Below are 10,839 nucleotides of genomic sequence, written 5' to 3' on the forward strand. Positions count from 1 at the left end.
GTCAAACGCTCAATTGTGCGATTCTCCCGCGTCTTACGTCTATACCATTCTCTAGCGCCCTTCATAAACTGCAGTATGTTCGGTAGGGAGGAGGAATAAACGAATGTCTTCCAGACTAAAAGTGAAAAACGTGAACATGTCGATGGGTGCGAAATCCAAGCGTGCTCGGGTATCCGACTGCTGCGGCCATGGTCATAAGGACAACGCGGTAGCCGGCATCCAGGAAGCAGGCAGAGAGCTGTCCAACTTCTTCGATAAGCTGCAAATGGAGGCGAATGCCGCGCGTCTGGTCCGTGCCATCCGCTGTAGAAGTAAACGGGTGATCGAGGATTTGCTTGGACCGGACTGCCAAGTGGTCTGCTTCTTCCGTCAAGGCCGCTATTCCTGCGTACGGATCACGTGCGTATTCGGCAGCTGCTGCGATGTCCGCATTACGTTCGATATTTGCGTCTCCAACGGACCTTGCGGCCCGAACCTGACGTTCAACTAAACAGCTTTAGCGCAAACGAGGAGGGGGAAGCCCGCGCCGGGATACCGGCGGACGGCTTTCCCTTTTCGGCGCGCTAACGGGCGGGGCGGTTGCCGCATACACTAATAGAAGCACGACAAATGCGTAGAAAGGAGGACACGGTATGTCGACGATTCCGAATTTCCCGCAGGGGCTGCTCGCCGAGCACGCCCGCTGGCATCACGCCAATCATCACGATAACCCGTCGGTGCTGCCGCCCGGTTACGGCGAACAGTTCCTGCGTTTCCACCGGGATTATATCCGCCGCGCGCTGCAGTGGTACCACCAGGCGGGGTACGACCCTAGACTGGTCGAGGCCTGGCAGGATGTGCCCGAGCCGATCCGGCGGTCGGCCTGCTACCCGATTCAGGCGGAGCTGCGCCTTCGCAATGCGCTGCATTCGTTCGCTTCGATCGATGAATTGGGGCGTTTCATCGAAGGGTCCAATCTGCACGGCTGCATTCATCAAGAAGCGGCCCGCGTATTCGGCGAACCCGATTTGAACGACTTCGACGTGGCACCGCGCAATACGCTCTTCTATAACATACACGGCATGATCGACAACTGGTACCGCCAATGGGAGATGACCATGGGGGGCGGCCGCAGCGGCGGCGAGGAAGGGACGGCTTCGGACGGGGCAAGAGAGGTTGACGCGTCGGGCCCGGCGCACAGCCGCTCGCGCCAAGCGGGCGTGCGCTCGAGGTCCGCGGCGCTCCAGCGTCCGGCCGCAGGCCGGGGCAGCGCGCGGAAGAAGAACGCCGCGCGACCTCCGCGGAAGAATGCGCGGCAGGGCAGGCTGACGGCGCCGCTGCTCTCGGCCACGGCGAAGTCGCGCAAAAATGGACGTTAAGCGTTCCGAGGCGGATGCGAGAGAAGGGCATTGCGCAAGTCAGGCGCATGAAGGGCGCCGCGGGGATCGACGCTATACGGCCCAGCAATAAGCATGGCAATTGTCGGACAGAACGCGAAGAACCTCTGCCTCGCCGTCATGCGAGCGCTAGAGGTTCTTCGCGTTATCCTCCTAATATCAGCCGAGCGAGCCCTCGGGTTCGAGCATTTGAAGCAGCTGCCGGAACACGCCGGCATAATAGGAAGCCGGGCGCGTGACGAACTGGGAAGCGGCAATGTGCGCGGAAGCGGGCGCTAGCGCGCCTTCGCCGTTCAATCGCACGTCGCTCGCTTCGACCTGCGCAAGCCGTCCCTCGAACAAGTCGATCATCGCGGACAGCTCGGCTTCGTATACCCCGGCGACCTCGTCCGCCTGCAGGCGCAGATCGGTCAGCTCGCCCGTGAACGGCAGGCCGTACATGCGGCTGATCTCCCGGTCGACGAACGGCACGCCTTGCGCCGACCCGGTCATCTCCCGACGGGTCTCGCCCAGCGGCACGAGCGTCTCGAAGGGGGCGGATACGCCCAGCTCCTCCTCGATTTCGCGCGAGGCCTCCTCGTAGGTTTCGCCGGCCGACAGATGGCCTGCCGCCGTAATATCGTAGTGGAGCGGGAATGTGTCCTTGCCCGGATGCCGCAGCTGGAACAGCCCGAGCTTCCGGCCCTGCTTGTCCGTGCGCGCGAGCCAGCAATGGATGGAATGATGCCAGTAGCCGTGTTTGTGTACGTCGCTGCGCGCCGCGGTGCCGATCCAGTCGCCGGCCTCATCGTAAATATCGAAGCGTTCTTCCGCGCGATCCTCGGACATGCCGCCTGTCATGGCTTACCTCACCACGCTTCCTTCGGGGCCTTGCTCGTCCGCATCGTGAAGATGAGACGTGCAATGCCTGCAGCGCTTCGCGCGGATTGGCACGAGCGACAGACAGTGCGGGCATTCCTTCTCGGTCGGCTCGGCGGACGGCGGCGCCTCTTCCTTCGTGTTCAGGCGGCGAAGAGCGTTCGCGCCCTTGACGATCATGAAGACGCAGAAAGCGACGATCGCGAAGTCGAGCACGACGTTGATGAAGCTGCCGTAGGCGATGACCGCCGACCCTAACGCTTTGGCCTCAGCAAGGGTATGCGGCTTTTCCCCGTTCGGCATTAACTTCTCGGGATCCAAGTTGATAAAGAGATCAATGAAACTCTTCTCTCCCAGTATTTTGCCGATCGGCGGCATAATGATATCGTTCACGACCGACGTGACGATTTTGCCGAAGGCGGCGCCGATAATAACACCGACCGCGAGGTCAAGCACGTTGCCTTTGACCGCGAATTCCCTAAATTCCTTTAATACTTTCAACATGCGTCCAAGCTCCTTCTATGCGTTCTTGATCTGGATTCATTATAGCGCGCGCGGACGCGCCTTGCATTATAGACGACGGGGATGAGCCGAAAGTCTTACCAGGCATTTAGTTCCTGCGGAAAGGAGGATTATGTGTAAAAATGTCGAAATTTACCTACGATTGTCAAACCTACGAGAATCGGAGTTTTGTGGAATGACCCAGCTGATCCGCTCGGATATGTGGATGTTTCCTCTCTTGGCGCTCGCGATCAACGTGTTCTCGTCGTTCACGATGTGCTACATGCTTGGCCATCTCCGGATGACGCGGACGCTGCGCCGTTACTGGCTGTTCAGCGGGGCGGTCGTATACGGGCTGGGATTGTGGGTGTCGCAGTTCATCATGCTGTTCGCCACGGACACGATGCTGCTGATGGATTGGACGTCGGTCGCGAAGCTGATCGTCATGGTGACGGCGTACTTCGCCTTCCGGCTGCTGCGGGGCAAAGCGAATCCTTATCTGCGCCTGACGGCGGCGGGGCTGTTGATCGCGCTGGGACAGGCGTTCTTGAATTACGGCTCGCTGCTGAGCAGTCAGGTGGATCACGTGGAGCTGAACGTCGGCCTGATGACGGTCGGCGGCGCGCTTAGCTTTGTCGGCACGGTCGTCGCCTTCGGTCTGTTCGAGCGGAGCCGCGGCGCGTTTCCGCTGCTGCCGGGCATTATTTTCGGCATGGTCAGCTTCGCGGTGCAGCTGTTCAGCGCGCAATCGGCCGCCGCGGAATACAGCGTCGTGCTGACGACCGACAAGCTCAACGAATATATGCAGCTGCTGGCCGTCGTGCTGGGCATGGCAACCTCGCTCATTTTCATCTTCAGCCTGCTTGCCAACTTCGTCGACCAGCGCTTCAGCACGATGAACGAACGGTATCGCCTGCTCGTCGAGAATTCCATCGACATGATCGCGATCATCCGCGATGGCCGCTGGGAATACGTCAACCGATCGGGTCTTGCGCTGTTCGAGGCGGAGAACGACCGGGCGCTGCTGGACCGTTCGATCTATCAGTTCCTGCACCCGGATTGTCATGAATCGATGCGGAATTTGCTGAATACAATGTCTGGCAGGCGGTTTCCGCACCCGGTCGAGATGCAGTGGTACACGGCGCAAGGCAAGCTGTTCCACTCGGAGGTCGTGCAGACCCGGACGAAATTCGGCGGCAAGCCCGCTTATCAAGTTATCATCCGCGATATCTCGGAGCGCAAGAAGAACGAAGAGCTGCTCATTAATTCGGAGAAGCTCTACGTGGCAGGTCAGCTAGCGGCTGGCATCGCCCACGAAATCCGCAATCCGCTTACCTCGCTGAAAGGCTTTATCCAGCTCATCTCCACCGGCAGGGCAAACAACCGCAATTACTTCGATATCATGAAGTCCGAGCTGACCCGCATCGAATCGATCGTCAGCGAGCTGCTGATGCTGTCGAAGCCGCAGGTGTATGAGCTAGCCTACCGGGACATCCGGCATGTGATGCGCGACACGGTCGTGCTGCTCGAAGCGCAGGCGCTGCTCCACGGCATCGAGCTGGAGTCGCAATTAGACGACGAGCCGCTGTGGATTCACGGTGTGGAGGATCAGCTGAAGCAGGTGTTCATCAACGTGCTGAAGAACGCGATCGAAGTGATGAGCGGCGGGGGCAAAATCCAGATCAGCTGCCGCCGGGAGGCGGACGATATCTATATCCGCATCCAGGATTGCGGCCCAGGCATTCCCGAGGAGACGCTCTCCAAAATCGGGCAGCCGTTCTATACGACGAAAGAGAAAGGGACGGGGCTCGGACTGATGGTCAGCTACAAAATCATCGACAACCATCAGGGGCGCGTCGAGGTCGAGTCGGAGGTTGGCGTCGGCACGACGTTCGCGATCATCGTCCCGTACGTCGAGCCGCCGGCAGAAGAGATGCCGAGGCTGGCGGAAGGCAAGGTGACGCCGATTCGGCTCGGGTGAAGGTCCGATGGCGCGGCGGATGCGGCGAAACCTTCGGCGCGTTCTTCGCGTACATAACAAATAGCATAACGAATTACAGCCACAATCGGACCGCGAATACCCTATCGGGAACAGTTGAGAGGAGCGTTTTTCAATGTTCAATCGTTTTCTTGCTAGTATCGGCATCGGATCGGCCACGCTGGACACGCTGCTGGAGAAGGCGCGCTACACGCCGGGTGAGGAAGTGCGCGGCGTCGTGCGCATGAAGGGCGGCAGCGTCGAGCAGGACGTCGACACGATCGAAGTATCGGTGATGACGGAATATATCAAGGAAAGCAACGACCACAAGCATAACGTGACGGTCGCGCTGGCCCGGTTCCACGTGAGCAGCCCGTTCAAGCTGCGCGCGGGCGAGCAGAAGGAAGTGCCGTTCTCGTTCGTCCTGCCCCTTGAGACGCCGCTGACGATCGGCCGCGCGCCGGTCTGGGTGAAGACGGAATTGGCGATCCGCGGCGCGCTCGACCCGGGCGACAACGACCGCATCGAGGTCGTGCCGACGCAGGGGATGGCGACCGTGCTCGAGGCGGTGGAACAGCTGGGCTTCCGTTTGCGCAAGGCGGAATGCGAATACGCGTCCCGGATCGGCGGGCGGTTCCCGTTCGTGCAGGAGTTCGAATTCGTGCCGACTTCGGGCAGCTACCGCGGCCGTCTCGACGAGCTGGAAGTGATTTTCTACAACCGCGGCCCAGAGCTGGAAGTGCTGCTGCAGATCGACCGCAAAGCGCGCGGGCTCGCCGGGCTGTTCGCCGAAGCGATGGATATGGACGAAACGTTCGTGCGCGTGCGCTTCTCGAATAGCGAGCTGGCGGCGGGGCCGTATTCGATCTCGCAGCAGCTGGCGAACGTGATCTCCCGTTATGCCTAAGCGATGAGCGGTCCGCTATTATAACCGAAAACCAAAGCGCGGGAAGCGTCGTTTCAGGAGAGACGCCCTCGCGCTTTTTTTGCGCGCGCAGCAAGCGGATGGTTTGCCCGCCGAAATAGACGTGTAAGGGTTGGCAGAGCCTGGACCGCCCGGGTGCGGACGTTAGGCGGATCGGCTATAATAGCGGGAGGAGGCGATGTGAAGATGGCCGAGCCATTAAAAGCGATGTATGACGAGCCGTTCCTGCGGCAATTCGCGGCGCTCGTCCATTCGGCCTGGACGCCGTTCGACCAAGAACGGTTCGTGGCGCTCGCGCTGGACGGAGAATGGGAACAGCTGGAGCTGAAGGCGAGAATGCGGCGGATTACGGTGTCCTTGGGCGCCTGTCTGCCTGCGGCATATAGCGAGGCGCTGGATATTTTGTACGCGATCGACGAGCGGTGCGCGGGATTCCCGTATTTGTTCTTCCCGGACTTCGTCGAGGTGTACGGCAGGGACGATTGGGCGCGGTCGATGGACGCGCTCGCCCGGTTCACGGGCAAATCGACGGCGGAATTCGCGATCCGCCCGTTCATCTTGGCGGAGCCGGAGAAGACGATGGCGCGAATGCTCGAATGGGCGGACAGCGAGGACGAGCACATCCGGCGATTGGCGAGCGAAGGCTGCCGGCCGAGGTTGCCGTGGGCGCCGGCGCTGCCCGAATTCAAGCGCGACCCGTCCCCGATCGTGCCGATTCTGGAGAAGCTGAAGGCGGATGCGTCGCTCTACGTGCGCAAGAGCGTGGCGAACAATTTGAACGATATCGCCAAGGATCACCCGGAGTTGGTGCTGGCGATCGCGCGGCGATGGAGCGGGCGCGACGAACGGACGGACTGGATCGTGCGCCGAGGCTGCCGGACGCTGATCAAGGCGGCCGACCCGGCTGTTATGGCACTATTCGGCTATGCGGACGAAGCGGCTTCCGCGAACGTGACGCAGGCCGCGGTGGACGTGACGCCGGGCGAGGCGCGCATCGGCGAGACGACGGAAATCCGCTATGCCGCTCAAGTAGAGGCGGCTGAGGATGCGGAAGCGGAGCAAGGGGCGATCAAGCTGCGGCTGGAGCTGGGCGTCGACTATGTTAAAGCAAACGGCAGCGTCTCGCGCAAGAAGTTCCTGCTGAAGGAGACGCTGGCGGGGCCTGGGACGCGAATTGCGGGCGCCAAGCGGCTCAGTTGGGCGGATCTCACGACGCGCAAGCATTACCCCGGCGCACACCGGCTGTGGCTGCTCGTCAACGGCCGCGAGACGGCGCAGACGGAGATGCTGCTGCGCGGCGCGGATGAGGGGGACGTACCATGACGATCGGAGCGCGCGTCCTGAAGACGGGCCTTGCCGTGGCGCTGGCGATCTACCTCAGCGAGCTGTTCGGCTTTCCGTCCCCGATCATTTCGTCCATTGCGGCGATTTCCATTCAGCCGTCCATTTCGCGGTCGTGGCAAAACACGGTCGATCAGCTGCAGACGAACGTGCTGGGTGCGATTTTGGGCTTGGCGGCCATCAAGCTGTTCGGCCAAACGGCAATATCGGTCGGTCTTGTTTGCATCATCGTCATTATGATCTGTATCAAGCTTCGCATGGAGGCCACGATCGCACTGACGCTCGTGACGGTCGTCGTCATCATGGAGTCGGACGGCCAAGGCTGGTGGTTCGCGGCCGAGCGGTTCTTCCAGGTGCTGACCGGGATGGGCGCCGCCTTCGCGGTGAATCTGCTCATCTTCCCGCCGCGCCCGCGCAAGCAGTTCAACGATCAGGTGCACGAGGCATTCGACGAGCTGTCGCTCCTGCTGCGGATGGCGATCTCCAACGAGCTGAAGGAGGACGTCCACCGGAAGGAGAAGGAGAAGCTCGTCGGCACGCTGCGCAAGCTGGAGGAGCGCTACACGCTGTTCGAGGAGGAGCGCTCGCTGCTGCCGAGCCGCCGTCAAGCCAGAGCCAGGCAGCTGCTCATCTCCAAGCAGCATATCAAGGCGCTGCAGCAAGGGGCGGATTTGCTGGAGGCGGTCGAGGAGCATTATTTCGCCGCGCCGGAAGCCGGCAAGTGGGCGAAGCAGTTCGACGACCAGATCGAGGATCTGACCAAATATCACGAGCAGATTCTGCTCAAGCTCGAGGGCAAGCTGAAGAACGGCGCTTCCTTCGAGCCGCCCGAGGAACGGGAGGCGCGGCTTGCCATGCAGCTAACCGAATACCTGATCCAGGACCCGGACGAGCGCAAGCGGCTCGTATTCGTCGGCTCCGCCGTGTTCGAGTACGCCTTCCATCTGCGCCGACTGGAGCGCCTGGCGGATCAGGTGATGCAGCGGGACGCGGAAGGCGCGGAACGCGGCGCTGATTAATGTCATGAATAGCTAAGGTCATGAAACAACGAACGCCCGCTAGCCGGTTACGGCAGCGGGCGTTCTCTGTATAAGGGCGTATCTAAAGCGAATAGAGTCGCATCCAACGTGCAGGTCCGCCTAAGCGCGGTCTTCCGCGACGACGGCCGCCGGGAAATCCGCCTCGTCCAGCTCGATCCACTCGTGCGACCAGTGCTCCAATTCCTTAAAGAGCGGACCTAGCGCATGTCCCTTTTCGGTCAGCGAATATTCGATGCGAACCGGCGTCTCGGGATAGACGTCCCGGCGGACGATCCGCTCCTGTTCCAGCTCCTTCAGCCGCTCGGACAACAGCCGGCCGCTAATGGGCATGGCGGATTCAATGTTACAAAATCGCTTGGGGCCAGCCAGCAGCTGATGAATGATCAAGCCGGTCCAACGTTTGCTGATCAGCTGCATCGCTTTATCGAATTTGGGACACATTGAATCATGCATTGTCATCACCTCGTTAATTCTATTATAGCCGTTAATGACGCAAATGAATAGGTGCTAAAGAAATAATAGTTACTTGACATATGACCATTATGAATATAAACTAACTTACATAAAGTAACCGATAATAACACTTTGATAGGAAAGGGGCTGTATGTATGCTGCCGGCTTTATTTTTGGCGCACGGATCACCGATGCTGGCGATCGAGCAAACCGAATACGCCACGTTTCTCGGCGAGCTGGGGAAGCAGTATCAACCGAAAGCGATCGTCGTTTTTACCGCCCATTGGGAGACCGAGACACTGGCGATGACTTACACGGACGACGTGTATGAAACGCTTTACGATTTCGGCGGATTCCCGGATGAGCTTTATCAAATCAAATATCCGGCCAGAGGGTCGAAGATGGTGGCGGAGATGCTGGAGTCGAGGTTTGCGGAGCAGGGCATTCCGGTAAGTCGCGACGCCGAGCGCGGGCTGGATCATGGCACGTGGACGCTGCTGCACCAAATGTATCCGAAGGCGGACATACCGCTCGTACAGCTGTCGGTCAATCCGTACCGTTCGCCGGAGGCCCATTACCGGATCGGAGAAGCGCTCCGAGGCCTCGGCGAGCAGGGCATTCTCGTCATTGGCAGCGGCGTGACGGTGCATAACCTGCGCATGATCAAATGGGGACAGCGGGAGCCGGAGGACTGGGCGGTCGCGTTCGACGATTGGCTGATCGAGCGGATGGAGGAGCTTGCGCCGGGGGCCCGCATGGCCGTGCCGCGCGCGGAGCATTTCGTCCCGCTGTACGTCGCGCTCGGAAGCGGATCGAAGCATACGCCGGACATTGTGTTCCGCGGCTATGATATGGGAACGCTGAGCTATTTGTCGTTTGCCTTTTAACAAGCTTAATTGTTTGCGAGGCGAACATGCGCGAAACCCCGCTGTTGGACAGCATCGTCCTTCTGCGGGGTTTCGCGCATTTATTTCTTGGAGGCTTGGCGATGGCGAATCTTGTGCGGGCTGTGCGAACGCTCGTGACCGCCGGCGTCGTTGCCCAGGGAATCGTCTTTGGGTATGAGGCGCGGATCGGTCTCGCCGTTATGATGGTTCTCGAAGTCTAGCTCGACCAGCTGCCATTCGCTTGTTCCCATCTGCGGATCCGCCGGGAACGTTTCGCCGCGCTTCAGCTTCTCTTCGCGGCCCCACTCGTTGCGGTAGACGCCGTCGACCTCGACATGCTCGTCGGACATCGGCTGCATCTCGTAATGGTTCTGCTCTTCGCTCATGATTGCATTTCCTCCTTAACGGACAATGGCGTGCTTGCTTGAGCCGGCAGCATAAGCTCCTAGCTTAGCATGCCCGGCTTGCGGAACGGTTATAAGCCGTGCTTGCGCATTGCCGCGCTGTCCGCTTTGGACTGCATGGCGCTCGCCTTCGCTTTGCCTTTGCCGGAGCGGTCGGCTTCGGATTGCGCTTGGCTGGCTTGGTTTTGCGCTTCGGACGGGAATTCGCCTGACATGTGCAAACCTCCTTATCGTGGGTAAGCTGCATCGCAAAGAATTGCTTCTACAGTGTGCGCGGAAGCGGGCAAACTATGTATCGGTTCCGGCGGAAAACGATGCATCCGCGTAACGCCAAACAAGCCATGCACGCTCCGGCGAGGGGCGCGCATGGCTTGTTGTTTATTGCAGGCGAAGACCGCATCCCGGGCAATCCGCGTGCGCCTGCGTGACCGTATCTCCGCATCCCGGACACGGCTCCGAGTAAGCCGGACCGTTCGGGGCTGCGGACGATGCACGTTCTTCCTTGCCGGCCGCCGTCTCCTCCGGAGCTCCGCCGCCGGGCCGCAGATGGGCGGGCGTGCCGAATAACGTCTCGACGAAATCCCGAATCTCCCGATGCTTCTCCGAGTCGCTCGTCGTGATCCGGATGATCGCGAACATGGCGCCGACGAGCCCGAGCGCGAGGAGCAGGACGCCGCCGGTGGCGAAGCTGCTCATCCATCCGGCCAACGGGAGCGGACCTAAGCTGTTTCCCCACGTCAGCAACGTTTCATTCCCCCGAATTGTTCACTATTTCAACTTATAGCGCGACTCGAGCTTCTTGCCCCCGAACCACATGACGACGATCATCACGACCGCGACCACGATGCGCCACGGTTCCTCGGCTAAGTCCGCGATGTCGAAGCTGAGGACGGATACGCCGAAGATCATGACGGCTTTGCCAAGCAGAACGGCCAGCAGGAAGGACCGAAACGGCACGTTGCCGATGCCCGATACGATATTGATGAGTGCTGATGGAGAGAACGGGAAGCAGGCGAAGAGGAAAATCGGCGTGAAGCCGCGGTGCTCGACCCAGTCGAAAAACTTCTCCATCTTTG

Annotated in this window: 14 protein-coding genes; 7 read left to right on the forward strand and 7 right to left on the reverse strand. The window is 60.3% G+C overall.

The features are described from left to right. Positions 1 to 103: 103 nt before the first annotated feature. Together ACFSKT_RS32590 and ACFSKT_RS32595 are read left to right on the forward strand one after the other, a co-directional pair. Positions 104 to 490, forward strand: coding sequence for a hypothetical protein (locus ACFSKT_RS32590; protein ID WP_377717308.1), 387 nt, complete (start codon positions 104 to 106; stop codon positions 488 to 490). A gap of 142 nt (positions 491 to 632) precedes the next feature. Beyond that, the gene (locus tag ACFSKT_RS32595; RefSeq protein WP_377717307.1) at positions 633 to 1,358 is read left to right on the forward strand and encodes a hypothetical protein; all 726 of its coding nucleotides are present in this window, start codon (positions 633 to 635) and stop codon (positions 1,356 to 1,358) included. A 177-nt stretch (positions 1,359 to 1,535) separates the two neighbouring features. On the opposite strand, the gene ACFSKT_RS32600 is transcribed toward ACFSKT_RS32595, so the two are convergent. Next, positions 1,536 to 2,216: an NUDIX hydrolase gene (locus ACFSKT_RS32600; protein WP_377717306.1), complete on the reverse strand. Its 681-nt coding sequence runs from the start codon at positions 2,214 to 2,216 to the stop codon at positions 1,536 to 1,538. A 3-nt stretch (positions 2,217 to 2,219) separates the two neighbouring features. Continuing rightward, positions 2,220 to 2,738: a large conductance mechanosensitive channel protein MscL gene (gene mscL / locus ACFSKT_RS32605; protein WP_377717304.1), complete on the reverse strand. Its 519-nt coding sequence runs from the start codon at positions 2,736 to 2,738 to the stop codon at positions 2,220 to 2,222. Between the two features lie 193 nt (positions 2,739 to 2,931). On the opposite strand from mscL, the gene ACFSKT_RS32610 reads away from it, so the two are divergent. The 4 genes from ACFSKT_RS32610 (at position 2,932) to ACFSKT_RS32625 (ending at position 7,998) form a co-directional block, all read left to right on the forward strand. Further along, positions 2,932 to 4,716: an ATP-binding protein gene (locus ACFSKT_RS32610; protein WP_377717303.1), complete on the forward strand. Its 1,785-nt coding sequence runs from the start codon at positions 2,932 to 2,934 to the stop codon at positions 4,714 to 4,716. Between the two features lie 133 nt (positions 4,717 to 4,849). After that, positions 4,850 to 5,620 carry a sporulation protein gene (locus tag ACFSKT_RS32615; RefSeq protein ID WP_377717301.1) on the forward strand — a complete coding sequence of 257 codons (771 nt, stop codon included), beginning with the start codon at positions 4,850 to 4,852 and terminating at the stop codon, positions 5,618 to 5,620. Positions 5,621 to 5,824: 204 nt separating this feature from the next. Beyond that, positions 5,825 to 6,961 carry a DNA alkylation repair protein gene (locus ACFSKT_RS32620; RefSeq protein ID WP_377717300.1) on the forward strand — a complete coding sequence of 379 codons (1,137 nt, stop codon included), beginning with the start codon at positions 5,825 to 5,827 and terminating at the stop codon, positions 6,959 to 6,961. Further along, a complete protein-coding gene (locus ACFSKT_RS32625) occupies positions 6,958 to 7,998 on the forward strand; it encodes an FUSC family protein (protein ID WP_377717299.1) in 1,041 nt (346 codons plus the stop codon). Before ACFSKT_RS32620 ends, ACFSKT_RS32625 begins: the two co-directional genes overlap by 4 nt. Before the next feature lie 120 nt (positions 7,999 to 8,118). Here the strand turns inward: ACFSKT_RS32625 and ACFSKT_RS32630 are convergent, their stop codons facing one another. After that, positions 8,119 to 8,472, reverse strand: a complete 354-nt coding sequence (locus tag ACFSKT_RS32630) for a winged helix-turn-helix transcriptional regulator (RefSeq protein WP_377717297.1) — start codon at positions 8,470 to 8,472, stop codon at positions 8,119 to 8,121. A gap of 155 nt (positions 8,473 to 8,627) precedes the next feature. On the opposite strand from ACFSKT_RS32630, the gene ACFSKT_RS32635 reads away from it, so the two are divergent. Next, positions 8,628 to 9,359 carry a DODA-type extradiol aromatic ring-opening family dioxygenase gene (locus tag ACFSKT_RS32635; protein ID WP_377717296.1) on the forward strand — a complete coding sequence of 244 codons (732 nt, stop codon included), beginning with the start codon at positions 8,628 to 8,630 and terminating at the stop codon, positions 9,357 to 9,359. 80 nt (positions 9,360 to 9,439) lie between these two features. Here the strand turns inward: ACFSKT_RS32635 and ACFSKT_RS32640 are convergent, their stop codons facing one another. From ACFSKT_RS32640 to ACFSKT_RS32655, 4 genes are all read right to left on the reverse strand, one after another. Beyond that, on the reverse strand, positions 9,440 to 9,745 hold the full coding sequence (locus ACFSKT_RS32640) for a transposase (RefSeq protein WP_377717294.1): 306 nt from the start codon (positions 9,743 to 9,745) through the stop codon (positions 9,440 to 9,442). An 89-nt stretch (positions 9,746 to 9,834) separates the two neighbouring features. Then, a complete protein-coding gene (locus ACFSKT_RS32645) occupies positions 9,835 to 9,978 on the reverse strand; it encodes a hypothetical protein (RefSeq protein WP_377717293.1) in 144 nt (47 codons plus the stop codon). A 163-nt stretch (positions 9,979 to 10,141) separates the two neighbouring features. Further along, positions 10,142 to 10,507, reverse strand: coding sequence for a hypothetical protein (locus ACFSKT_RS32650; protein ID WP_377717292.1), 366 nt, complete (start codon positions 10,505 to 10,507; stop codon positions 10,142 to 10,144). 24 nt (positions 10,508 to 10,531) lie between these two features. Continuing rightward, a partial coding sequence (locus ACFSKT_RS32655; protein WP_377776385.1) for a VTT domain-containing protein occupies positions 10,532 to 10,839 on the reverse strand: 308 nt, incomplete at its 5' end.

Origin of the sequence: Paenibacillus xanthanilyticus (genome assembly GCF_042682185.1) — a bacterium.
Classification (GTDB): domain Bacteria; phylum Bacillota; class Bacilli; order Paenibacillales; family Paenibacillaceae; genus Paenibacillus_Z; species Paenibacillus_Z xanthanilyticus.